Origin of the sequence: Prosthecobacter sp., assembly GCF_044236155.1 — a bacterium.
Lineage (GTDB): Bacteria > Verrucomicrobiota > Verrucomicrobiia > Verrucomicrobiales > Verrucomicrobiaceae > Prosthecobacter.
Map to the genome: position 1 here is coordinate 384,585 of NZ_JBIIHA010000002.1, position 23,360 is coordinate 407,944.

19 protein-coding genes and 1 tRNA gene are annotated in these 23,360 nt (G+C 61.7%); 12 read left to right on the forward strand and 8 right to left on the reverse strand.

The annotated features are described in order from the left end of the window. Positions 1-23 precede the first annotated feature (23 nt). The 10 genes from ACILSE_RS03520 to ACILSE_RS03565 all read left to right on the forward strand — a co-directional run bounded on the left by ACILSE_RS03520 (position 24) and on the right by ACILSE_RS03565 (position 10,919). The gene (locus tag ACILSE_RS03520) at positions 24-890 is read left to right on the forward strand and encodes a helix-turn-helix domain-containing protein (protein ID WP_395715967.1); all 867 of its coding nucleotides are present in this window, start codon (positions 24-26) and stop codon (positions 888-890) included. A 42-nt stretch (positions 891-932) separates the two neighbouring features. Further along, positions 933-1,730, forward strand: coding sequence for an Hsp33 family molecular chaperone HslO (locus ACILSE_RS03525; RefSeq protein WP_395715968.1), 798 nt, complete (start codon positions 933-935; stop codon positions 1,728-1,730). A gap of 10 nt (positions 1,731-1,740) precedes the next feature. Further along, positions 1,741-2,829, forward strand: a complete 1,089-nt coding sequence (locus ACILSE_RS03530) for a glycosyltransferase family 4 protein (protein WP_395715969.1) — start codon at positions 1,741-1,743, stop codon at positions 2,827-2,829. Between the two features lie 2 nt (positions 2,830-2,831). Then, complete coding sequence (locus ACILSE_RS03535) at positions 2,832-3,368, forward strand: YkgJ family cysteine cluster protein (protein WP_395715970.1); 537 nt, start codon at positions 2,832-2,834, stop codon at positions 3,366-3,368. A gap of 48 nt (positions 3,369-3,416) precedes the next feature. Then, positions 3,417-5,660, forward strand: coding sequence for a ribonuclease R (gene rnr / locus ACILSE_RS03540; RefSeq protein ID WP_395715971.1), 2,244 nt, complete (start codon positions 3,417-3,419; stop codon positions 5,658-5,660). Between the two features lie 125 nt (positions 5,661-5,785). Then, positions 5,786-6,793: a sugar phosphate isomerase/epimerase family protein gene (locus tag ACILSE_RS03545; RefSeq protein ID WP_395715972.1), complete on the forward strand. Its 1,008-nt coding sequence runs from the start codon at positions 5,786-5,788 to the stop codon at positions 6,791-6,793. Continuing rightward, positions 6,790-7,098 carry a DUF2007 domain-containing protein gene (locus ACILSE_RS03550; protein ID WP_395715973.1) on the forward strand — a complete coding sequence of 103 codons (309 nt, stop codon included), beginning with the start codon at positions 6,790-6,792 and terminating at the stop codon, positions 7,096-7,098. Before ACILSE_RS03545 ends, ACILSE_RS03550 begins: the two co-directional genes overlap by 4 nt. Positions 7,099-7,141: 43 nt before the next feature. Next, positions 7,142-7,894, forward strand: a complete 753-nt coding sequence (locus ACILSE_RS03555) for a TSUP family transporter (RefSeq protein ID WP_395715974.1) — start codon at positions 7,142-7,144, stop codon at positions 7,892-7,894. Positions 7,895-8,021: 127 nt separating this feature from the next. Continuing rightward, the gene (locus tag ACILSE_RS03560; protein WP_395715975.1) at positions 8,022-9,434 is read left to right on the forward strand and encodes a DUF1501 domain-containing protein; all 1,413 of its coding nucleotides are present in this window, start codon (positions 8,022-8,024) and stop codon (positions 9,432-9,434) included. A 51-nt stretch (positions 9,435-9,485) separates the two neighbouring features. Next, on the forward strand, positions 9,486-10,919 hold the full coding sequence (locus ACILSE_RS03565) for an arylsulfatase (protein WP_395715976.1): 1,434 nt from the start codon (positions 9,486-9,488) through the stop codon (positions 10,917-10,919). Here ACILSE_RS03565 and ACILSE_RS03570 read toward each other — a convergent pair. Continuing rightward, positions 10,899-11,402 (reverse strand): DUF3592 domain-containing protein, encoded by a 504-nt coding sequence (locus ACILSE_RS03570; protein WP_395715977.1) that lies wholly within the window; start codon positions 11,400-11,402, stop codon positions 10,899-10,901. The two genes, ACILSE_RS03565 and ACILSE_RS03570, sit on opposite strands and share 21 nt — an antisense overlap. Positions 11,403-11,477: 75 nt before the next feature. Between ACILSE_RS03570 and recJ the strand changes: the two genes are divergently transcribed. Then, entirely contained in the window at positions 11,478-13,193 is a 1,716-nt protein-coding gene (gene recJ / locus ACILSE_RS03575) for a single-stranded-DNA-specific exonuclease RecJ (RefSeq protein WP_395715978.1), read from the forward strand. Here recJ and ACILSE_RS03580 read toward each other — a convergent pair whose 3' ends face one another. The 3 genes from ACILSE_RS03580 to ACILSE_RS03590 are packed head-to-tail and all read right to left on the reverse strand — an operon-like array spanning position 13,194 to position 16,124. Continuing rightward, a complete protein-coding gene (locus ACILSE_RS03580; RefSeq protein ID WP_395715979.1) occupies positions 13,194-13,778 on the reverse strand; it encodes a DUF1287 domain-containing protein in 585 nt (194 codons plus the stop codon). Between the two features lies 1 nt (position 13,779). Beyond that, on the reverse strand, positions 13,780-14,988 hold the full coding sequence (gene nagA, locus ACILSE_RS03585) for an N-acetylglucosamine-6-phosphate deacetylase (protein WP_395715980.1): 1,209 nt from the start codon (positions 14,986-14,988) through the stop codon (positions 13,780-13,782). Beyond that, on the reverse strand, positions 14,985-16,124 hold the full coding sequence (locus ACILSE_RS03590) for a Gfo/Idh/MocA family protein (RefSeq protein ID WP_395715981.1): 1,140 nt from the start codon (positions 16,122-16,124) through the stop codon (positions 14,985-14,987). The genes nagA and ACILSE_RS03590 overlap by 4 nt, the downstream gene beginning before the upstream one ends. Positions 16,125-16,280: 156 nt before the next feature. Between ACILSE_RS03590 and ACILSE_RS03595 the strand changes: the two genes are divergently transcribed. Next, positions 16,281-19,172 (forward strand): PAS domain S-box protein, encoded by a 2,892-nt coding sequence (locus ACILSE_RS03595; RefSeq protein WP_395715982.1) that lies wholly within the window; start codon positions 16,281-16,283, stop codon positions 19,170-19,172. Positions 19,173-19,174: 2 nt separating this feature from the next. Here ACILSE_RS03595 and ACILSE_RS03600 read toward each other — a convergent pair whose 3' ends face one another. From ACILSE_RS03600 to ACILSE_RS03615, 4 genes are all read right to left on the reverse strand, one after another. Next, complete coding sequence (locus ACILSE_RS03600; protein WP_395715983.1) at positions 19,175-20,509, reverse strand: response regulator; 1,335 nt, start codon at positions 20,507-20,509, stop codon at positions 19,175-19,177. Between the two features lie 34 nt (positions 20,510-20,543). Continuing rightward, positions 20,544-20,620: transfer RNA gene (locus tag ACILSE_RS03605), tRNA-Pro, on the reverse strand. A gap of 111 nt (positions 20,621-20,731) precedes the next feature. Beyond that, entirely contained in the window at positions 20,732-21,862 is a 1,131-nt protein-coding gene (locus tag ACILSE_RS03610) for a mandelate racemase/muconate lactonizing enzyme family protein (protein ID WP_395715984.1), read from the reverse strand. Beyond that, positions 21,859-23,358, reverse strand: coding sequence for a M81 family metallopeptidase (locus ACILSE_RS03615; RefSeq protein ID WP_395715985.1), 1,500 nt, complete (start codon positions 23,356-23,358; stop codon positions 21,859-21,861). Before ACILSE_RS03615 ends, ACILSE_RS03610 begins: the two co-directional genes overlap by 4 nt. Positions 23,359-23,360 lie beyond the last annotated feature (2 nt).

The window sequence follows — 23,360 nt, forward strand, 5'->3', positions numbered from 1 at the left end:
GTTGAAACTTCAACCATCCAGCCATGAAGCCTGTCTTTGAAAAAGTCCCCAAGCGCCAATGGGAGTCCTTCCATTGCGAGGTGGTGAATGGTCCGGACTACGGCACACGCTGGCATTTCCATCCCGAGTACCAGCTCACGCTGGCGATTGAGAGCCGCGGTCATCGGGTGGTGGGGGATAACATCGGCACGTTGTCGGATGGAGACATCGTGCTGCTCGGCTCGAACCTGCCGCATGTATGGCATCAGGACACGGGGCCGAAGGCCCGCGATGTGAAGGCGATCATCGTGCGCTTCGACGAAACCTTCCTTGGGCGTGATTTCTTCACGCTCCCAGAGGCGGAGCCGCTGAAACGCCTGCTGCAACGCGCCGCGCGCGGACTGGAGGTGCGCGGGAGCACCCGTGCCGCCGTCACTGAGCACATGAAGCGCCTCGCGAACAGCGAGGGACTCGCCCGCGTGATCGAACTGCTCGCCATCCTGAACGCGCTGGCGAATTCGACCGAGCTGAAGCCGCTCGCGAGCGCCAGCTACGAGCCGAAGCTCGAATCCGCCGACCAGGGGCGGATGGAACGCGTGGTGGACTTCATCCACACGCATCTCACCGAGGAGATCGACCGCGAGAGGCTGGCGAAGCTAGCTCATCTCAGCCTCGGAGCCTTCAGCCGCTTCTTCCATTCGCGCACGGGCAAGACGGTGCCCGAATATGTGAACGAGGTGCGCATCGGCCGCGCCTGCCGCATGCTGGCGGAGGACGCGGGAAACATCACCGACATCGCGATGGACTGCGGCTACCGCAACCTTGCCAACTTCAACCGCCGTTTCCGCGAAGTCATGGGCACCACGCCCAGCGCTTACCGCCAGAAGTTTCGTGGCGTGGCGGGGCAGTAGCGCAGGCTTGCGCCCTTCTTTTTCCAGTGAGATAGCAGCGCCATGAGTCAGATGCTTGAACCGGACCTTTCCGTGGTGGAACTCCGCTCCTACTTTGTGCGGAAGCGCAACGCCATGCTCGTTCGCGGGCGTTTCAGCCCGTTGTATCTCGATTATTACCTGCACCTCATGCAGCACGGCATCCAGCATGCGGAGCCGCTGGATCAAATACTCAAAGATGGCCTCGCCGCGCTGGCGCTGCATCTCTGCTCGCGCCCGCATGATGAAACGACGGCGTGGACGATTCATGTGAAGGAGCCGCAGCGGGCGAACCTGTTCGTCACCGGCAGCACGCAGCCGGGTCGCGTGACAGGCCGGATTTTCACCGAGGATGTGAAGCAGGAGGGCGAGGCGCTTTTCATATCGCAGACCACGCGGCCGAATCATCCCACGCGTCAAAGCATGATCGAGTTCAAGGGCGGCGACATCTTCACCGCCGTCGAGCAGTTCTACACGACAAGCGAGCAGCGCCGCACGCGGCTGTTCCGCCTGCAGGACGAGGAATTCGTCCAAATCTCCGCCGAGCCGGACTGCGACGAGATCTGGCTGACGGAGCTCGCCCTCGAAAACGTGCTTGAGCTCGAGCAGACGGAGCACCTCACGCTGCTCGAAACACGCGGCTATGTCTTTGAGTGCGGCTGCTCGGTGGAGCGGCTTATGCCCATCATCATGCGTCTGCCGCAGGATGACCTGGATCATATTTTTGAAGACGGAGTGGCCCAGATCACCTGTCCGCGCTGCGGAGCGGTCTTTCGCACTCCGAAGGCCAGTTTCGACGAGTGGAAGAAAAAGCAGTCGTGAGCATTCACCGATGAAACTCGCCCTCATCCGCCGCCAATACTCCGCCACCGGAGGCGCGGAGCTTTACATGCAGCGCCTGCTGGCGGCGCTGACCGCCGCGGGTCATGAAACCCATTTGTTCGCCGAGAAATGGCAGGGACAGGCCGATGGCGTTCAGTTTCACACCATCAACGTCGATGCGCCCCGCGCGGAGCGTCCCCTGCGTTTCGCGGAGAATCTGAAGGAGGCTTTGCAGCAGGAAAAATTCGACTGCGTCTTCAGTTTGGAGCGCACGCTGAAACAAGATGTCTATCGCGCCGGAGACGGCTTGCACCGCGTGTGGCTGGAGCGCCGCAAACAGTTCGCCCCGTGCTGGAAGCGTCCCTTCGTCGGCCTTGGGGCGTTTCATCGGAACATGATGGCGCTTGAGGCGCGCACCTTTGATCCGAAGAACACGAAACAGATCATCGTGAACTCAGAAATGGTGCGTGGAGAGATCGCGCGACACTTTCCGTCCTTTCCACAGGAGCGCATTCATCTCGTGCGCAACGGCGTGGAGGTGGGGCGCTTTCAAAACGCCGACCGCCAGGCTTCGCGGCGGCGCTTTGGCCTGAAGGACGATGATTTCGTCCTCATCTTCGTGGGGTCTGGCTGGGAGCGCAAAGGGCTGCCATGGCTGCTACAGTTCATGGCCGCTCGAAGCGACGACCCGTCGCTCAAGCTGCTCGTTGTCACGCGTGACCGCATGCGCGGCAGGATTCCGCCCAACGTCATCCTCACCGGTCCGCTGTCCGATGTCGAGGCCGCTTACGCCGCCGCTGATGTGCTCACGTTTCTGCCAATCTACGAGCCCTGCTCGAATGTGGTCACTGAAGCCCTGGCTGCCGGCCTTCCCGCGATCACGACCAGCTTTAACGGCGCATCCGAATTGATCGACTCCGGAGTCAACGGCCACGTCCTCGACGATCCACGCGACTTTGCCACGCTGGGCATGTGCGTGAACCACTGGCGCTCGCGAAGGGATGCCGGCCCGGTCAAAACGCGGGAGCCGCTCGATCTGGAGGCCAACGTGCGGAAAACAATCCAGGTGCTCGAGCTGGCCGCAGGGCGCTGTGACTGACCATGAACGCGGAAGTTTTCTCCAGCATCGCCTCGCGCCTGTGCACTGCCTGCGGGTTGTGCTGTGACGGAACAATGTTTCAAATCGTGAAGATGCAGCATGGGGATCGGCCGTCCGAGCTGGCGAAGCTCGGGATGCGAATCCGCGGCAAGGAAGGCGAGTTTCACATGGAGCAGCCCTGTCCGGCGTTGAAGGAACTGTGCTGCACGATTTACGAAAGGCGTCCGGCGCGCTGCCGCCTGTTCCTCTGCCAGCAGTTGCGTCTGCTGCAGGCTGGTGAGACAACAGAGAACGATGTGCTTGCCCTGATCGAGGAAACCCGCGCTCAAGCCGCGCAGGTGCGCGATTTGATCGAACGATGCGGCCTGCGTGAGGACGGGCAGCCTCTGATTGAGCGATTTGAACGCCTGACGAGCACTCCGGTGGATGAAAAGCTTGAGCCGGAGATCGCGGCGATGCGTGAGGATTTGGAGAACGCCATGAAGAAGCTCCGGTTGTTCATCAATCGGGAATTCAGGCCGCCGCCGCTCTCAAAATGACGAATGATTCGTCTTTTCCGGCTTTCGTGCGATGGTGGTCGGATGGAAATGAAACTACTGAGGTTGCTCGGCAGTGAGGACTATATCCCCTCGAATGTGCCGGAGCTTCTCTCCCAACTGGGCATGAAGCCCAATCAACAGCAGGTGCTGCAAAGCCTGCTCAAAAGCCTGGAGAAACAGGGAAAAATCGTCCGCACGAAGGGCAACCGCTACATCGTGGCCAAGGAGGCGGACCTGGTCCCCGGTGTGATCCAGATCACACGCGGAGGACGCGGCTTTGTGCAGCCGGACGAGGCTGGCATCGGCGAAATCAGCATCCCGGAAAGCGCCACGGACACCGCGATGCACGGCGACCGCGTGCTCGTGCGTCTGGACGTGCGTCCGCAGGGACTCCGCAAACCCGGGCCGCAGGAGCAAAGTGGCAGCGTGGTGCGTGTGCTGGAACGCAAGCGCACTCGTTTCGTTGGCACGCTGCAACGCTCCAAGACATCGCTGCATGTGACGCCGGATGATCCGCGACTGCCGGGGGCCGTTTATGTGTCCGAGCCTCGTGATGTGGGCCGCAAGCCGAACGTCGGAGACAAGGTGGTCGTTGAAATCACCTTTTGGGAGTCCAAGCAGACTTCACCCGAAGGCGAGATCGTCGAAGTGCTCGGCCCGCCGGACGCGGAAGGTGTGGACATGCTCTCCGTGATTCGCCATTACGACCTGCCGCTGAGCTTTCCGAAGAACGTGCTGCATGAGGCGCAGACGATCGCCAAATCGCGGCCGGACAACCAGCCTGGCGCCGACGAGTGCAAAGGCCGCGTCGATTGCCGCTCGCACAATGTCATCACCATCGACCCGGATGATGCGAAGGACTTTGACGACGCGATCTGCATCGAAAAGCACGGTCATGACCAATGGCGGCTGTGGGTTCACATCGCGGATGTGTCCCACTACGTGCGGCCTGGCAGCGCTTTGGACGTGGAGGCGAAGAAGCGCGGCAACTCGACCTACCTCGTCGATCGCGTCATTCCGATGCTGCCGGAGGCGTTGAGCAACGAATTGTGCTCGCTCAAGCCAAGTGTGGATCGTTTGACCAAATGTGTGGAGTTCGTCCTCAGCAAGGACGGTCACGTGGTCAGTTCCAAATTTTATGCCGCGGTGATCCATTCCAAGTACCGCTTCACTTACCAGGAGGCGTTCGCCACCTTGCAACGCGCTCCGCAGGGGGAGATCGAGCACATGCTGCATGACGCGCATCATCTGGCGCAGAAAGTGAGGCAGTTGCGTTTCAAAAACGGCTCGCTCGACCTCGACTTCCCGGAGAACAAGATCCGCCTCGATGATCGGGGGCGCGTGCTGCGCATTGACCGCATGGAAAACGACGCATCGCATCAGTTGATCGAAGAGTTCATGCTCCTGGCCAACGAGGCCGTCGCAGGCCGGCTGATGGCCCTGAACAGGCCCAGCGTGTATCGCATTCACGAAGCACCGAAGGAGAAGAAGCTGAACGACTACCGGGAGGACGTGCTCAGCCATCGCGTGCCCTGCGGAAACCTCAATCACCGGCCGGAGGTGCAAAAATTGCTCGGCAAGCTCGGCACGCTACCCATCGGCCAGGCGTTAAAGATCGGCTTCCTGCGCTCGCTCATGCGCGCTCGTTACGCTGTGGAGCCGCTTGGGCATTACGGCCTCGCGAAAACGAAATACACCCACTTCACCTCGCCAATCCGCCGCTACGCCGACCTTGTCGTGCATCGCTCGCTGTTCGATAAAGTGGAGCTGCAATCCCAGGCAGCGAAACAGATCGCCGATCACATCACCACGACGGAAAAGAACTCGGCCGACGCCGAGCGTGACAGCAAGGACGTGAAGCTCTACGCCTTCCTCAAGTCCCAGCTCGCCTCCAAAAAGCCGCAACAGTATTCCGCGCTCGTGACCGACGTGCGGAACTTTGGCTTCTTTGTCGATGTGCCGGAGCTCGGCATGAGCGGCGGGGTGCCGCTCTCCGCGATCCCCGACGACTTCTACATGTTCGATCCCGCCAGCGGCCAGCTCATCGGTCGCCACACCCGCCGCGTCATCCGTCTCGGAGACAACGTCATTGTGCAAATCTACAAGGTGGACAGCGTGAAGAAGCAGGTCGATTTCCAGCTCGTGGTGCAGCGCGGTGGCACACCGCTTTCAGACAAGCCGGAGAGGCGAAATCGGCGCGAATCCCGTGAAGGAGATCGTAGAGAAATTAAAAGCGCGCCGCCTTTGAAGCGGGGGCATGGACACAAGCGCTCCCAGAAAAAGCGGCGATAGCCGCTGAAACACCGAGACTCCGATGCGCTAACCACATTGATATGTGGTTAGCGCATCTGCTTGGCGAAAAAATGACAACCATGTTCCTCTTGCCAGTCTCCGGGCGTTCTGATTGCATTGGCAGCATGAACCCGCCTGATTTTCTTTCTCGTCGTGATGCTCTGAAAGCCACCATCGCCTCCGTGGGGCTCACGGCGGCTGCGTTTGAACCAGCGAGAGCTGCTCCGACCACCACACCGGATGTGCGACGTGGTTCGACGAAGCGGTATGACATGCTCAAGTCGATCAACCTCTGGGCCTTTCCGTATCCGGAACGCATGTCGCTGCGTGAGTGCCTGCAACTCGCGAAGGACGCCGGATTCGACGGCATCGAGCTGAACTATGACCTCGACAACGACCTCTCGCCGAAACACGGCACGGCGGACTACGTGAAGATCCGCAAGATGGCCGACGAGATCGGCATTCAGATCAGCGGGCTGTGTTCGTTTCTGTTTTGGCCATATCCGCTGACGAGCAACGATCCCGCGAAGCGTGCTCAAGGCATCGAGCTGGCCGGAAAGATCGCGCAATGTGCGCATGACCTCGGCGTGGAGAATGTGCTCGTCGTGCCCGGTGCCGTGCACATCCCTTGGCGCACGGATCATGAGCCCGTGGCGAATGATGTGTGCGATGCGCGGGCCCGCGAGGCCATCGGCCAGCTCGAAAAGCATGCGGCGAAGCTCAAAGTTTGCCTCAACATCGAAAACATCTTCTTCAACGGCTACCTCATGACGCCGATGGAGATGAACACCTTCGTGGACAGCTTCCACAGCGAGCATGTGCGTGTGCATTTCGACACGGGGAACATCAGCATGTTCCAGTTCCCCGAGCACTGGGCGAAGGTGCTCGGCAACCGCACGAAGAACGTCCACCTGAAGGAGTTCACCAAAAAAGGCACCGACTTCAGCCTCGAAACCTTCCGCCCGCTGCTCGACGGCACCACGAACTGGCCCGCCGTCACCGACGCGCTCGCCGAGTCCGGCTACAAAGGCTTCCTGACCTTCGAATACTTCCACCCGTATGCCCATTACCCCGAGGCACTGATCTGGCAGACCTCCGACTCGATGGACCGCATCCTCGGCCGCAAATCATGAGAGAACTCCTCACCAGCCTGGATTGGACACGGCTCGGCTTTTATAAGTCAGTGCTCGATGAGGCCGGTATCGCCAGCTTCATCCGTAATGAGCACACCGCGCAGCTCATCAATGTGCTCATCGCGCCGTGCCAGCCTTCGTTGTGCGTGGTGAATGATGACGACTACGACGCGGCGATGGCGCTGCTGCGGCCGCATCATGACCAGACGGCCTCCAGCGGCGTCGAGTGGACCTGCGCGGGCTGCGGGGAGGCGAATCCGGCGGAGTTTGAGCTGTGCTGGAAGTGCCAGAGACCGCAGGTTTGATGCTTGCGGAAGGCCGGAATGCCGCGCTTGGATGGCTGGAATCATGACTTGGGAAATCATCGCGCTTCTCTTCTTCGCCGGGCTCAGCGCCGGATTCATCGACGCCATCGCGGGCGGTGGTGGATTGATTTCGGTGCCGGCTTTGCTCGCGGCGGGATTGCCGCCGCAGATGGCGCTGGGCACCAACAAGATGCAATCGACGTGGGGCACGCTCATGGCGGTGCGAAAGTATGCGAAGGCGGGGCTCGTCTCATGGCCGCAGGTGCGTCTCACCGTTCTCGTGACGTTTGTGTTTGCCTGGCTCGGCACCTGGACGGTCACGCAGGTGAGCAACGAGGTGCTGAGGAAGATCGTGCCATGGCTCCTGCTGGGGATCGCGTTTTACGTCCTGCTGAGCCCGGGACTCGGCAAGGTTTCAAAATCGGCCCGGCTCGGCCTGGTGGGTTTCGCGTGGCTGATGGGCGGAGTTCTTGGATTTTACGATGGTTTTTTCGGCCCCGGGACAGGTGCCTTCTGGGCGCTCGCATGCATCGCGCTTCTCGGTCTCGAGCTGACGCGTGCGACCGCGTTCACCAAAGTGGTGAATCTCACCAGCAACATTGCCTCCCTGCTCGTCTTTGTGATTTCAGACCGCGTGCATTATCCGATCGCGTTCGCCATGATCGCAGGGCAGCTCATCGGCGGCCGGCTCGGTGCTTCGATGGCGATACGCCATGGAGCGCCGTTCATTCGCGTTATTTTCATCACCGTCGTGTTCGCAATGGTCGTCAAACTGCTGTGGGATCAATTTGCGTAGAACGTGGTGATTCTCGTTCCGAGAGTGTCGCACATTTTGCGCGCTCGGAAGCCCGAAGATGCTCCGGTCAGAATTCTCCCGTCTGATGCGGGCAAGGATGTTCGGATTGGGGCGTTGTTCCCTGCGAATGATGCACTCCCTCACCCGCCGACAGATATTGCAGCAGGCCGGGGCCGGTTTCGGCTCGGTCGCGTTGCAATCGCTGCTCGGAGCGGAAGGCGTGCTGTCCTCGACGAATCCGCTGGCTCCCAAGGCGCCGCACTTCGCGCCGAAAGCGAAGTCGGTCATCTTTCTGTTCATGTATGGCGGGCCGTCGCATGTCGATCTTTTCGATCCGAAGCCCGAACTGGAGAAATGGCACGGCAAACCGATTCCCGTCTGGAAGAAGGAGGACGCCTTCATGGGCGGGAAGACGAAAAACGTCGCCATGAAGAGCTACTACCGCTTTGGGAAGCACGGCCAGGCCGGCATCGACATGGCGGAGACGTTTCCCAATCTCGCCCGGCATGCCGATGACCTCTGCGTGATCCGCAGCATGCACGCGGAGAGCAACAATCACGGCCCCGCCATCTTTCAGATGAACACCGGCTTCATCCTGCCTGGCAGGCCGTGCATGGGCTCATGGGCCACCTACGGCCTCGGCAGTGAGAGCGAAAATTTGCCCTCCTTTGTCGTGCTGCTCGATCATCAGGGCGCACCGGTGAATGGCGCTCTCAACTGGTCGAACGGCTTCATGCCCGCCGCGTATCAGGGCGTGCCCTTCCGCAGCAGCGGCGAGCCCATCGCCTACCTCACGCCGCCGAAAAACGTCTCGCGGGCGCAGCAGCGGGCACGGCTCGATCTGCTGAAGCAATGGAACATCGAATTCGCCGCCGCGAATCCCGCCGAGTCGCAGCTCGCCGCCCGCATCAACACCTACGAGCTGGCCTTCCGCATGCAGATGAGCGCCAGTGAATGCACCGACCTCAGTCGCGAGCCGGAGAGCGTGCGGAAGATGTACGGCCTCGACAACGCGGTGACGGCCCACTTTGGCAAAAACTGCCTGCTCGCGCGTCGCCTCGTCGAGCGTGGTGTGCGCTTCGTGCAGCTCTACAGCGGCGGAAACGAAGGCCCGAAGGCCTGGGACGCTCACGACGACCTCAAAAAGAACCACGACCTCCACTGCGCCGAGACCGATGGCCCCATCGCCGCGCTGCTCGATGATCTCAAAATCACCGGCCTGCTCGATACCACCCTCGTCGTGTGGGGCGGCGAGTTCGGCCGCTCGCCAGTCGCCGAGAACGGCAAGGGCCGCGATCATCATCCGAAGGGCTTCACCATGTGGATGGCCGGCGCCGGCATCAAAGGCGGCCAGATGTATGGCTCCACCGATGAGTTCGGCTACGCCGCCGTCGAAAACCGCGTCTCCGTGCCCGATCTCCACGCCACGATGCTCCACCTCCTCGGCTTCGATCACGAACAACTCACCTACCGCTTCCAAGGCCGCGACTTCCGCCTCACCGATGTCAGTGGCGAGGTGGTGAAGGCGGTGCTGGCATGATCAAGGGCTTTTCTTGAAGCAAGGAGCGAGTTCCTGCGTTTCGTGGAGCCCATGAAGTCGCTTTGCCTAGTAACGCTCCTTTTTCTCGCCTCGTTTGCCGCCGCCAAAACGCCGCCGAACATCATCTACATCCTCGTGGATGATCTCGGCTATGGCGATCTGGGATGCTACGGGCAGAAGATGCTCAAGACGCCGAACATCGACCGCATGGCGGCGGAGGGGATGAAATTCACGCGGCACTACTCCGGCAGCACGGTGTGTGCGCCGTCGCGTTGTGTGCTGATGACGGGCCTGCACACAGGACACTGCCGCGTGCGCGGCAATGATCCGTGGATCATTCCCGATAGCGATGTGACGGTGCCGTCGCTGCTGAGGACGGCGGGCTATCACACGGCGTGCATCGGCAAATTCGGCCTCGGCAAGCCGTTGCCGTTGGATGATCCGCAGCGGAAGGGATTTGACGAGTTCTTCGGCTACGTGGGCACGAGCCACGCGCACAATTTTTATACGAAGGCGCTGATCCGTGACGGCAAGATCGTGGAGCTGTCAAACTCTGTGATCGAAGGCTCGTTCAAGAACGCGCAGGACTACAAGGACAGCGATCTCGTGGGCACGGGAGTGGCCCCACTGGACGGAAGAAAGGCGTGGGTGCCGCAATTGCTGGCTGACGACGTGCAGCGTTATCTCGGCGAGCGTGCGAAGGCAAAGTCGCCGTTTTTCCTCTACTACGCGCTGAACGTGCCGCACACGAACAACGAGGCGGGCAAGAATTCACCGCTAGGGCATGGCATGGAGTGCCCGGACTACGGGGAGTTCAAAAACAAGGACTGGCCGGACGCGGAGAAGGGTTTTGCGGCACTGATCCGCTTCCTGGACAACGAGGTCGGCCGCATCACGGCGCGTTTGAGGGAGCTGGGCATCGCGGAGAATTCGCTTGTCATGTTCTCCAGCGACAACGGCCCGCATCAGGAAGGCGGTCATCAAAGCGACTTCTTCAACAGCAACGGCGATTTCAAAGGCACGAAGCGCGACATGACCGATGGCGGCATCCGCGTGCCCTTCATCGCGTGGTGGCCGGGCAAGGTGAAACCCGGCGGCGTGAGCGAGCATGTGAGCGGTTTTCAGGATCTGCTGCCCACGGTGGCCGAACTGAGCGGCGCGAAGCTCACCACGGAAACCGACGGCATCTCGTTTGCACCGACGCTGCTCGGAAAAGAAGGCCAGAAACAGCACACGCATCTGTTTTGGGACTTCAACGAGCAAGGGGGCAAGCGTGCGGTGCTGAAGTGGCCGTGGAAGCTCATTCATCTCAACACCGGCGGAAGGCAGGTCGCCCCGAAAGCCAAGGCGAAGGCCAAACCGCTCGAAAAACTGCTCCACAACCTCGAAATGGACATCGGTGAGGAAAAGAACCTCGCTGCCGAGAGGCCGGAGATCGTCGCCGAACTCGAAAAGCTCATGCAGTCATCGTGGCGCGCGCCGTAAGGCCCCGCGCAGCATGCCGACGCCGCCGGCGACGAAGAGCAGCGGAAACCAGATCGAGTAAAGCGCTGCGCGTGTGGCGTGCTCCAGCACGGCCTCGTCCGGATTCACGGGGTTCACGAAGCAGACGCGCACGGAGCCGGGCGGATATTTGATTTGTTTTTCACGCGCCACCTCAAGATGCTGCGTCGGCGCGGCCTCCACCTGACGCATGCGAGCACTGTCGTGCTTCACGCCTTCGATCTCATACTCGTAGCGCACCTCGACGCGATGCGCCGGACTGGAATTCGGCGTCGGACGCTCGCTGACGATGCGTGATGACACGATGCGGCACGGGACCTCCCGCCAGCCGCGTGTGATGCACGCTTTTTCATACGAGAGCCACATGCGCCACGAGAAAAACGATCCGGCGGCGATGAGAAACAGGCCCATCACGCCAAGCCACCAGCGGCCGGAGTTTGAGGATGATGATTCAGGCGATGACATGCGGTTTGGAAGCGCGGTTTGACTCGGCATCACGCGTGTTCCATACAGAATCGCGCCATTCGCGCAAACCTCCTCATGTCCGAATCACCATCCATCTCCATTCGTCCGCCACGCTGGCTGCTGAAGCCTGCCGTGGAGGGTGCCGCGGAGCTGGCGGCCGACACGGGCCTTTCTCCACTCATGGCGCAACTGCTGACGCAGCGCGGCTTCACCACGGTTGAGCAGGCGCGTGATTTCCTGGTGCCAAAGCTCGCCACGCTGGGAGATCCGACGGTGCTGCCGGAGATGGGCACCGCCGTGGAGCGCATCCTCCGCGCGGTGGACGAGAAGCAGAAAGTCGTCCTCTACGGCGACTACGATGTCGATGGAGTGACGTCGATGGCGCTGATGCACCTCATTTTGAAGGCCTACGGCCTCGACACGCACCTGTTCCTGCCCACGCGCATGGAGGAAGGCTACGGGCTGAGCCACGACGGCATCGCCAAATGCTACGAGCAGTTTGGGAAGCCTGACCTGCTCATCGCGCTGGACTGCGGCACGACCTCACTCGGCGAGGTGGCGAAGTTGCGCGAGGACGGCGTCGATTGCGTCATCATCGATCATCACGAGCTGTCGCCGATGGGCCGTCCGGACTGCCTTGCACTGGTGAATCCGAAGCTCGGCGACTCGCATCACTACTTCTGCACCGCCGGGCTTGTGTTCAAAGTCTCGCACGCGCTGCTGAAGGCGCGGATGATCGAGAGTTACGACCTGAAAGAGACGCTCGATCTCGTGGCGCTGGGCACCGTGGCTGATCTGGTGCCTCTCATCGACGAAAACCGCCTGCTGGTGCGGCGCGGACTCGAAGCACTGGCGCAAACGACGCGCCATGGCCTGCGCGCCCTGAAACAGATCGCCGGCGTCGAGGGCCTAGTGCAGACGCATCACGTCGGTTTCCGTTTGGGGCCGCGTTTGAACGCAGCAGGCCGCCTCGACACCGCCGCGACGGCGCTGCAGCTCCTTTTGTCCGAAGATCCCGAGGAGGGCGCCATGCTGGCCGCGCTGCTGGAGGCGCACAACAAGGACCGGCAGAACGTGGAGCAGCAGGTGCATGCCGACGCCGAGGCGATGCTCGCCAGCATCGGTGACATCGAGAAAGTCTCCGCCATCGTGCTCGGTTCGCGCAACTGGCATCCCGGCGTGATCGGCATCGTGGCCTCCCGCCTCTCGCGTCTGTGTCATCGCCCGACGATTCTCGTTTCGTTCGATGAAAACGGCGTCGGAAAGGGCAGCGGGCGCAGCATTCCCGGCTTCTCCCTCGTCGAGGCCATCGACATCTGTCGCGATCACTTGCTCGGCGGCGGTGGTCATGCGATGGCGGCGGGCATCTCGGTGCATGAGACGAAGCTGGACGCATTTCGCGACGCATTCGCCGCAGCAGCCAGGGGAGCCTTGAGCAAGGAGGCGATGACCCCCGTGCTCGAACTCGATGCCGAGGTGAAGGTGCGTGATCTGTCCCTGACCTTCTTTGAGAACTACAAGCTGCTGGAGCCTTTCGGGCAGAAGAATCCGGAGCCGCTCTTCCTATGCCGTCGTGTGAATCCGCGCCTGCCGGGCCGCGTGATGAAGGAAAAGCACCTGCGCATCATGCTGACACAGGACGGCGCGTCGATGGAGGCCCGCTGGTTCAACGCGCCGATCGGCAACCTGCCTGCTGCCCCGTGGGATGTGGCCATGCGCGTGCAGCGCGGCTGGTTCCGCGGCCAGGAGCAGTGGCAGCTCACGCTGGAGGCGGTGCGCACGGCGGAGTGATCACTCCGCACGTGGATGAAAGCGGTAATGACCGGTGAGCGGGAATTCGAAGAGGCGGTTCTCGCATTTCGGTCCCTGCCCGATGTTGTGGACGATCCAGGGCGTTTCGCCGCCATCAGGAGCGGGAACCACGATGGCGATGTGCGGCAGATGCGGCGGAACGGTGCACGTGATGAGATCGCCGGGCTGGTAATCGGCGGCGTTCCGCGTGACGGGCAGCGAGGCGCCGCGACGCTTCAAAAAGGTCTGTAAATTCGGCACGCGGCGGTGGTCGATGTTCTTGTCGGTCGATTTCAGCCCCCAGATCCTCGGATAAGCGGAGAAGGATCGCCTCATGTCCTCATGGACGAGTTTTTGCAGGTCGAAGCCGAGCGCACGGTAGATGCGGATGATTTCATCCGTGCAAACACCAGTGTCAGCCGCCACATCCCCGCCGGGATAGTCGATGCGGACATAGGCAGGCTCGTAACGGACGGTGCGCGTGGTGCGTTCCATCGCGGCTTTGACGAGATGTTCGGCAAAAGACGATGTCTGCGCCTGGCAGGTGGCAACGAGGAGGAAAATGGCGGAAATCCGGCGAATCATATCAGTCACGCGGCACTTCGACGCCGGCGATGAAGGTTTGCTTCACCTCCAATTTGCGATTCAGCACCAGAATATCTGCCTGCTTGCCTTTTTCGAGGCTACCGCAGGTTTTCGCGATGCCGGCGCGCTCCGCGGGCGTGAGGCTGGCCATGCGCACGGCCTGCGGCAGCGTGGCGGAGGTGTTCTGCTTCATGTGACGCATCATGTGGTCCATGCCGACGACGGCGCTGGCCAGTCCGCTGCCGGGTACGAAGCCGACGGTGCCGTCGCTCTCAAAGAATGGGCCGTCATCGTCGGAACCGAAGCGGTAGCGGCCCGGCGGCATGTCGAGCGCGCGGTTGGAGTCGGTGACGAGGCAGAGCTTTTCCGCGCCTTTCATGCGGAAGGCGAAGTCGAGCAACTCAGGGGCGAGATGCTTGCCATCGGCGATGACCTCGGTGCTCATGTCGGCATTGGCGAGCACGAACTGCTCCATCGAGGCCTGCATTGGGGTGCCGAAACGAGCGCGCAGCGAGGTGACGCTGCTCATGGCGCACCAGAAATGATCGACATGGCGCATGCCGGCCTTGAAGGCGCGCTCCATCTCCGCCCAGTTCGCGTTTGAGTGGCCGCAAGTGATGAGGCAGCGGGCTTTGCGGGCGGTTTGATAAAACTCTTCCGCTCCCGGCAGCTCCGCAGCGCATGTGGCGATGCGCACGAGGTCATCGCGGAACCACGCGGCGTATTCGGCGGGATTTGGAGCACGACGGCCTTCGCGTGAGTGGCAGCCGGCTTTGTCCGCGGCGAAGTAAGGGCCATAGACATGCACACCGGCGATGCGGGAGCCATGCGCGGCCTGCCAGGTGCGCTTGGCCTCACGGCAGGCCATCAGCATGCCCATGATCTGCGGCGGTGAACCGGTGGTCGTTGTCGGGAAAATCGAGGTGGTGCCATGCATTGCATGCGCCTTCAAAATGGTCCGCACGGCGGGCACTGTGGCGTCCATGAAATCAGCGCCGCCGCCGCCGTGAACATGGATGTCGATGAAGCCGGGGCAGATGTAGTTACCCTTGGCGTCGATCACCGTCGCGTTCTTCGGCGCGGCGATGCGTTTGCCGACGGCGGTGATTTTTCCGCGTTCACACAACACCGCGCCTCCCTCGATCAAGGTGTCCGGCAGGATGAGCGTGCCGTTTTGAACGAGGAGCGGCGGTGTGGGCGGTGTTTTCATAGAAGCGTGAGCGGATTGACGCGTGTCTGCAGCGGGAGGAGAACACGCTGGCCATTCAGGCGGTGGGATTCGAAGACGGCGCTGATCATTTCGGTGATCTGACGGCCCTGAACGGCATCGCAAAGCGGTGCGCGATTCTCCTGGATCGCGGCGATGAGGTCGAGGCCGGAAATCTCATGGCTGGAGACTTTTTTGGCGATGTCCTTATCCTCCAGCACGGGTCTGCGCGGTTCCTTGGCCGTCTGAATCCACGCGAAGGGCTCCTGGTCCATGCGCAGGTCGATGACGCCGGAGTTGCCGAAGATTTGCAGGCCGAAGGAGGCCGGATCGTCGTAGGCGGCTTTTTTGAGACGTCCGTCCTTGATGCTGTCGAAGAAGAACGGCACACCGTTTTCCATCTCGAACCGGGCGTGAACCTCGTCACCGGCGAGCGGGCCGATGCCTTCCGCTCCTTCTTTGACATCGGCCTTGGTAACAGGTTTACTGTTTTGATAAACGCCCGCCGTGCAGGCTTTTGCTGAGCCGGCGAGCGAGAGCGCACAGCCCATGACGTGCGAGCCTAGCACCCACATGTCGAGGCTTCCGCCACGTGGATCCTCCTTGCCGCGTCCGCGCATCTCCAGCACGCGCCCGATGACGCCATCAGCAATGAGTTTGCCCACAATAGGTAGGGCAGGGTGGTAGCGGTTGCGGTGGGCGATGGCGATCTTCGTGCCGGATTTCTCGGCAGCGGCGATGACCTCGTCGCACTCGGCGAGGCTGCGAAGGAAGGGTTTTTCGATGTAGATGCCCTTCGCGCCGTTTTGGATGGCGGCGAGCAGCATGTCGCGGTGCTGATCGATTTCGCGGGGGCCGATGGCGACGATGTCGGGCCTCACTTCGGCAAGCATGGCCTTGTAGTCGGCGAACCCTTTGCCAGTGCCGATTTTCTTCAGCTCGGCCGCGAGTCCTTTTTCGTCCGCGTCGGCGATGGCAACGATCTCCGTGGCAGGAATGGCCCGCCACATGGTGTCGAGGCCATGACCGTAGCCGCCGCGCCCGGTGTGGCCGATGATAGCGACGGACCATTTTTTCTCAGCGGCAGGGGAGGCGAACGGGGCTGCGGCGAGGGCGGCAAGCAGATGGCGGCGGTTCATGCAACAACATGAACGACGCAAGAAGGGCGGAACACGCAAGCCTCTTCACGCTTGCAGCAGTTCCCGTGCCCCTCGGAGGCTTACTTTGCGTCTGATGCTCAACCTTTTGAGTTTGTCACAGGTGATTTGTGCCTATTAGGTGAGTGCACCCAACCCATGTCAGACACCCATGAGCAGGCCGCACACGACTCCGTGCCGGAGTTGAAGCAGCGCATCCAGGAGCTGGAGGCTCAACTGCGCGTGTGCCGCCAGATGTCGATGGAAGGTGGGCAGCGCGGGTCGTTGGAGCGCCAGTTGATCGAAACGACGCGCATGCAGCAGGCGATTCTCGACAGCGCGAATTTTACCATCATCTCGACCAGGGCCGACGGCGTCATCCAGACGCTCAACGCGGGCGCGTTGAAGGAACTGGGCTACCAACCCGAGGAGGTGATCGGAAAAGCCACACCCGCTCTCATCCACGATCCCGAGGAGGTGGCCCGCCGCGCCAAGGAACTCAGCATCGAGCTCGGCAGGCCGGTTGCACCCGGTTTCGAGGCCTTCGTGGCAAAGGCCCGCCTGGGCCAGGTGGACGAGAATGAATGGACCTACATTCGCAAGAATGGCACTCGATTCACGGTGCTGCTGTCCGTGACGGCGCTGCGCGACGAGCAGGGGAACATCACCGGCTTTCTCGGCGTGGGCAGCAACATCACCGAGCGGAAGCAGATCGAGCGCGCTCGCGAGGAGACCGAGGCGCGGTTGAAGGCCATCCTCGACAACACGCCTGCGGTCGTCTTCATGAAGGATCTGCATGGCCGCTACCTGCTGGTGAACAAGCGCTGGGCCAAGCTCTTCCACACCACCCCCGAGGAGACGGTCGGGAAGTTTGACCACGACATTTTCCCTCCGGACATGGCACATGCCTTCCGCGAAAACGACGCGAAGGTTGCCGAGGCTGGCGTGCCCATGCAGATGGAGGAGGTCGCGCCGCACGAGGACGGGCCGCACACTTATCTGAGTGTGAAATTCCCGCTGCGCGACGCCACAGGCGCGGTTCATGCGGTGGGCGGTGTCGCCACGGACATCACCGAGCAGAAGAAATTCGTCCGCGCGCTGGAGCAGAGCGAGGAACGCTTCAAGCTGGCTGTGCGCGGCACAAACGACGGCATCTGGGACTGGGACATCCGCACGGGCGAGGTTTTCTTCTCCCCGCACTGGAAGAGCATGGTCGGCTACGAGGACGATGAGATCGAAAACAACTTCTCCTCGTTCGAAAAACTACTGCATCCCGACGACCACGACCGCGTGATGGCCGTGCTGAACGGCTACCTGAACAGCCGGACCCCGCGTTACGCGGTCGAGTTCCGCTTCCGGCACAAGGACGGCTCCTGGCGCTGGATCCTGGCCCGCGGACGCGCCCTGCGGGATGAGAGCGGTAAACCCTACCGCATGGCCGGCTCGCACACCGATGTGACCGAGCGCAAGCATGACGAGGAGGAACTGCGCCAGGCCCGCCATGCCGCCGAGGCCGCGAACAGCGCGAAAAGTGTCTTCCTGGCCAACATGAGCCACGAGATCCGCACGCCGATGAACGGTGTCATCGGCATGAGCGAGCTGCTTCTCGGCACAAAGCTGGACGATGCCCAGCAGCAGTATCTCGAAATGCTGAAGCAGTCCGCCGACTCGCTGCTGGAGCTGCTCAACGACATCCTCGACTTCTCCAAGATCGAGGCCGGTAAAATGGAGCTGGAATCACATGAGTTTGACCTGAGCACCATCGTGACCGAGACCGTGCAGGCCATGAGTGTGCGCGCTTACCAGAAGCGGCTCGTTCTACTTCACCACATCAGCCCGGACGTGCCTCCGAGGCTCATCGGCGACGACGGTCGGCTGCGGCAGATTTTGATCAACCTCATCGGCAACGCGATCAAGTTCACTCACAAGGGCGGCGTCACGATTGAAGTCGGCGTCGAGTCCGGCACCGCGGACCTGCTGATGCTGCACTTCAAGATCAACGACACCGGCATCGGAATCGCGGGTGACATGCATGAGCGCATCTTCGAAGCCTTCACACAGGCGGAAAGCTCCACCACGCGGCGCTATGGCGGCACCGGCCTCGGCCTGGCCATCTGCCGAGACCTTGTGGAGCTCATGCACGGACGTATCTGGGTGGAGAGCCAGCCGAATGTCGGCAGCACCTTCCATTTCACCGCCGCGTTCGGGCGCACCAGCGGCATCTCCATCCGCCCGGTGTCCCCACGCGTCGAGCCGGTGGTCACGGCCCATGCTTCGATGAAGCTGCTCGTGGTCGAGGACGGGCATGTGAACCAGCTTGTCAGCGCCCGCATGCTCGAAAAGCGCGGCCATCTCGTCACGCTCGCCTCCAGCGGCGAGGAAGCGCTCGACTTCTTCAAGAGCGAGTCCTTCGACGCCATCCTCATGGACGTGCAGATGCCTGGCATGAACGGCTTGGAGGCCACCGCCCGGATCCGCCACATCGAGCAGACCCAGGGCGGCCACGTTCCCATCATCGCCATGACGGCGAACGCAATGAAGGGCGACCGCGAGCTCTGCCTCGCCGCCGGCATGGATGATTACATTTCCAAGCCCCTGCGCTCGACCGAGCTGTACCAAGTCGTCGAACAATTCGCGCTCCGAGCCCCCCTGCCTCCCCCAGCGCGAGTCCCGGTCAAATCCGAACCTGTGCCCGTGCGCGCGCCGGTCGAGGGCCCGCCGTTTGACGCTGTCGCATTCCGTGAGTCCGCTGGAGACGACAAACTGATGCGCAAACTCATCGCCATCTTCCCGGAGGACTCGCAAAAATACCTGCGCAAGGCCGAGAAGGCGCTCGCCGCTGGAAAAGCACAGCCGCTTTACGAGGCCGCGCACTCGCTGAAGGGCATGCTCGGCGTTTACGCGGCACCAAGGGCCCTCCGCCTCTCATCCGAGCTGTGCGAATACGCCCATGCGGGCGACTTGAAAGGCGCGCAGATCATGTACGACCAGCTCAAACGCGAATGCGCCCTGATCGCCGAGGCGCTTGGCGGTTTTGATCCCGTCATCTGACCTCACCGGTACTCCGCCATGCCATCATAGGCATGCACCACATGCGTCGTGCCGCCGATCTCTCGCATAATCTGTCTCGTAAGGTTCAGCTTCGCATGCAGTGCCGTGTCATCGTGATCCGGATCGTGATGGACCACGATCCACTTTTTCGCGCCGACAATCTTCGTCAGCGCGCAGGCCGTGGCGAGGTTTGAGTGTCCCCAACCGATCCGTTTCGGATAGTCCGTCGGCAGATACTGCGCCTCGTGAACCAGGAGGTCCACGCCGTCGAGAAACTTTACGATGGGCTCGTAAGGCACGACAAGATGTGAGTCGCGTGACAGCAGCGCCGGCGAGCCGATGTAACCTTGGAGAAACTCATTGTCCGGCACGAAGGCGACGCTCCATCCCTCGTGCTCGACCTTGAAGCAGACCGTCGCGCCTGGGTGCTGCGTGAACTCGCGCGTCACCGTCACATCGCCGATTTTCACCGGGTTGTCGTCGAGGAAGACGAAGTTGATCTTCGCGCGCAGATCCTCGCGCTGGATCGGGAAATAATCGCGGTCCATCTGGCCGCAGAGCAGAGACTCGATGTTTTTCCCGAAGCCTCGCTCGCCATAGACGGTGATCTCGAAGCCCGGCACATAAATCGGCGTGAAAAACGGGAAACCTTGGATGTGGTCCCAATGCGTGTGCGTGATGAAAAGATGAATGTGGCAGGGGCCGCCCGCTAGAAACGACTGCCCCGCCTCGCGCAGGCCCGATCCCGCGTCGAACATGATGCGGTCTTTTCCTGTGCTGTACTCAAAGCAGGTCGTGTTGCCGCCATGCTGAGCGTAACGCGCCCCGCACACCGGAATCGACCCCCGCGTGCCCCAGAGCTTCACATGCGGACGCTTCGTGTCGAGCACGGGAGCATACTGGTCCGCTGTGGAAATGAGATGCTCGCGATGCGTGATGCCTGTGGCAGTTGCCGCCTCGTGGAAATACTGGCGCAGCTTCGCCAGCAGCAGCTCGGGGTCGAATGGCTTGATCAGCACGTCCACAGGACCGGTTTGCTGCAGATGCTTCAGCTCCGTCGAGTAATCCTTCGCGGTGGTGACGATTACCGGCATGTGCTGCGTGGACTGCTGTGAGCGCACTTGCCGCAGCACCTCCAGCCCGTTCATCTTCGGCATGATCAGGTCCAGCACCAGCAGGTCCGGCTTGAACTGCTCGATCTGCTCCATGCACTCCTCCCCGTCCTCAGCCACGCGGACCGTGTATCCGTTCGTCTCCAGCGCGTGCGACATGCGCATGGAAATGGCCCGCACATCCTCGGCGAGCAGGATTTTCTTGGATTGGGTTGGATTCGCCATGTGCTTGCTTCTGTACTTTACGCGCAAGATGCGTTGGTCGGGCTGGCGGGATTCGAACCCACGACCTCTTCGTCCCGAACGAAGCGCTCTACCAGGCTGAGCCACAGCCCGCCGTTTGTCATTGCTGACGAAATCTGCGGTTTCTCGCGGGACCGCCGCGAGCGGGGCGGATTGTTAGCCTCTCACGGCCAAGGCGCAAGGGGGAAGATGCGTCGTCCCCAGTCAGAGCAGCTTCTCGCCGCGCGTGTATTTCGCCACCGCGTCGGGATCGAGTTCGAGGCCCAGACCGGGCTTCGTCGGGATTTCCAGCATGCCGTCCGCATCCAGCTTCCAGCCGCCGAGCGTGATCTCGTCGATGAAGGGCGAGCCCGTGAGATACTCGACCAGATCCGTGCCCGGAAACGCCGACGCGAGATGCAAATCCGCCGCAAGCCCCACCGCAGTGTTCCAGCCATGCGGGATAAACTGCACGCCATGCTCCTGCGCCATCCACCCGATGCGGCGCTCCTCGCTGATGCCGCCGACCTTGGTCACGTCGGGCTGGATGATGTCAAAGGCACGCGCTTCGAGAAACGGCTGGAAGGCTTGACGCCGCGTCAGCACCTCGCCGCCGCTGATCGGCACGGGCGAGTGCTCACGCAGTTTCGCGAAGTCTTCGAGCGCATCGGGCACCAGCGCCTCTTCAAACCAATGCACGTCGTAATCGGCGAGCATCTTGGCTGTGTTCAGGGCCCACTTGTAGCCGTTGGTCCAATGCGCGTCGCTGCCGCCCGCATCCACCATCAGCTTGTTGTCCGTGCCCACTGCCTCGCGCGCCGCCTTCACGATGGCCTCATCGGTCTTCGCATTGCGTCGCCCAAACGGACCCCAGCCGATTTTGAAGGCGCGGAAGCCCTGTGACCTCACCTGAGCGAGATGATCTCTCATCTTCTCCGGCTCATCCATCAACAGCGAGGCATATGGCTGCACGCGCTCACGATACCGTCCGCCCAAAAGTCGGCCCACTGGCTGTCCCGTCGCCTTCCCGAGCAGATCCCACAGCGCGATGTCGATGCCGCTGATCGCATGCGTGATCGCGCCGCCGCGACCGAGCCAGAACATGTGCTGGTGCAGCTTCTCGCTCACCCGCTCCGGCTCCAGCGCATTCTCACCGCGATAGAGCGGCTCCAGCACCGCCAGTGCGGCCTTCACCAGCGCATCGTTTGTGAACACACTGCCAAGACCGACGAGTCCCTCATCGGTATGCACGGTGACAAGCGTGTGGACGCAATCTTCGGGCCGGAGCTCGTTGCTCCAACCGCCTTCGGGAGTGGCACCGCGCAGGCCTGCGCAGCGGATTTCGGTGATCTTCATGAGTGTCGTTGGAAAAGCTTTGCTTGAGGTTGAAAGGATACGTCCGCATCGAGCGGAAACATCGGCCGCACACAACGGGTGTGGCCGAGGTAGGGCAGATTGGCGCTGGAGGAGCCCGGCGCATCCACATGCACCATCTGTGCGCACCAGTCGGCATACATGTGCGGCTGGCAATGGGGCGATTTGATCACCACGGCATCAAATCGTGCCGGATTCTTGCCGTGTGCATAAAAGAACGAGCGGTCGTAGAGATTCACGGCGCGGCTGCTGACGACGAGCGTGAAATTCCCGGCTTCCAGCACGGCAGTGGGTCCGGCGAGCCATTCCTCACCAAACGATTCGCTGCGGAAACGTCCATCGGCGAGCAGGCGCACCTTCGCAGTGATTTCGAGCGGCGTGAAGCGTCGCGGATCAAGCGTGCCGCCGATCATGGTGGTGATGGTGGTGCCGATGCCGGCTGCGAATGCCATCTTCACTGCCGGTTCATCGACGATGGGCAGTAAAACGCGGGCAGTGCAGCCAGATGCGATGAGCTGGCGCAGGATCGCGTTGCTGTCGCCAGACGCGCCGGAGCTGGTGGCGTCTGCGGCATCGACGAGGCCGAGCGTGCCGCTGGTGTGCGCCTTCACGATGGCAGCCATCTCGTTGAGGCTCTTCAAAGGCACGCGCATCTTCTCATGGTGCTCGCAAAACAGTTTCGCGATGCGCAAGGCTTCGCGCTCCGCCATCGCATGATCGTTGTCAGTCACCACAAAGGCCCACGAAGCGAGCTCGGGCACATCGGTGAAGGGATTTCCCCACATCATCGCCGCAGAGAGGCCTCGTGCGCTTTGCTCGATTTCCTTCGCTGCGTTCACCGCGTGCCGGATGGAGCCGCTGGCCGTGATGAGCTCATCGCCGCGCACCAGCGCTGGCACGGTGACTTTGGCTGTCACCGGCTTCACTGCACCGCTCATGATGCGCAGCAGCAGCTTCGCCGCGCGCTGGCCAGTTTCGAAGAAATCGACGTGCGGATAGGTGTGATAGGCCACGACCGCATCGCTCTGCTCGATCATGCGATCGGTCAAAATGCCGTGCAGATCGAGCGACACGACGATAGGCACGTCTTCTCCGACAATCTTCCGCGTTTCGGCCAGCAGCCAGCCTTCGGGGTCAAGCTCCGTCTCGCTCGCCATCGCGCCGTGGAGGCAGAAATACACACCATCGACCACTCCAGCCGTTTTGACGGCTTCGAGCAGTTCGGAGGAAATCTGCTCCCACGCGGCTTGGGCGAGCGTGCCGCCGGAAGTGATGAAAAACGCGCTGTAGGCCGGCACGAGTTCGATCTCGGTCTCTGCATCGAATACGCTCAAAGCTCCGCCGACCTCGTTCCGCACCGTGCGGTGGTAATCGAGGATCGCCTGCCCGCGTCGGATGCCAAAGTCATCATACCCGCTGAGGTGCGGGTTGAAGGTCGAAACCTCCTGTTTGCATTCGAGGATGAGGATGCGGCGCATGA

Coding starts and splice junctions, on each gene's coding strand:
- ACILSE_RS03525 (WP_395715968.1), top strand. CDS start 933: ATGAGTCAGATGCTTGAACCGGACCTTTCCGTGGTGGAACTCCGCTCC.
- ACILSE_RS03550 (WP_395715973.1), top strand. CDS start 6,790: ATGAGAGAACTCCTCACCAGCCTGGATTGGACACGGCTCGGCTTTTAT.
- ACILSE_RS03590 (WP_395715981.1), bottom strand. CDS start 16,124: ATGAACCGCCGCCATCTGCTTGCCGCCCTCGCCGCAGCCCCGTTCGCC.
- ACILSE_RS03545 (WP_395715972.1), top strand. CDS start 5,786: ATGAACCCGCCTGATTTTCTTTCTCGTCGTGATGCTCTGAAAGCCACC.
- rnr (WP_395715971.1), top strand. CDS start 3,417: ATGAAACTACTGAGGTTGCTCGGCAGTGAGGACTATATCCCCTCGAAT.
- ACILSE_RS03610 (WP_395715984.1), bottom strand. CDS start 21,862: ATGAAGATCACCGAAATCCGCTGCGCAGGCCTGCGCGGTGCCACTCCC.
- ACILSE_RS03555 (WP_395715974.1), top strand. CDS start 7,142: ATGACTTGGGAAATCATCGCGCTTCTCTTCTTCGCCGGGCTCAGCGCC.
- nagA (WP_395715980.1), bottom strand. CDS start 14,988: ATGAAAACACCGCCCACACCGCCGCTCCTCGTTCAAAACGGCACGCTC.
- ACILSE_RS03560 (WP_395715975.1), top strand. CDS start 8,022: ATGATGCACTCCCTCACCCGCCGACAGATATTGCAGCAGGCCGGGGCC.
- ACILSE_RS03595 (WP_395715982.1), top strand. CDS start 16,281: ATGTCAGACACCCATGAGCAGGCCGCACACGACTCCGTGCCGGAGTTG.
- ACILSE_RS03600 (WP_395715983.1), bottom strand. CDS start 20,509: ATGGCGAATCCAACCCAATCCAAGAAAATCCTGCTCGCCGAGGATGTG.
- ACILSE_RS03520 (WP_395715967.1), top strand. CDS start 24: ATGAAGCCTGTCTTTGAAAAAGTCCCCAAGCGCCAATGGGAGTCCTTC.
- ACILSE_RS03615 (WP_395715985.1), bottom strand. CDS start 23,358: ATGCGCCGCATCCTCATCCTCGAATGCAAACAGGAGGTTTCGACCTTC.
- ACILSE_RS03580 (WP_395715979.1), bottom strand. CDS start 13,778: ATGATTCGCCGGATTTCCGCCATTTTCCTCCTCGTTGCCACCTGCCAG.
- recJ (WP_395715978.1), top strand. CDS start 11,478: ATGTCCGAATCACCATCCATCTCCATTCGTCCGCCACGCTGGCTGCTG.
- ACILSE_RS03530 (WP_395715969.1), top strand. CDS start 1,741: ATGAAACTCGCCCTCATCCGCCGCCAATACTCCGCCACCGGAGGCGCG.
- ACILSE_RS03565 (WP_395715976.1), top strand. CDS start 9,486: ATGAAGTCGCTTTGCCTAGTAACGCTCCTTTTTCTCGCCTCGTTTGCC.
- ACILSE_RS03570 (WP_395715977.1), bottom strand. CDS start 11,402: ATGTCATCGCCTGAATCATCATCCTCAAACTCCGGCCGCTGGTGGCTT.
- ACILSE_RS03535 (WP_395715970.1), top strand. CDS start 2,832: ATGAACGCGGAAGTTTTCTCCAGCATCGCCTCGCGCCTGTGCACTGCC.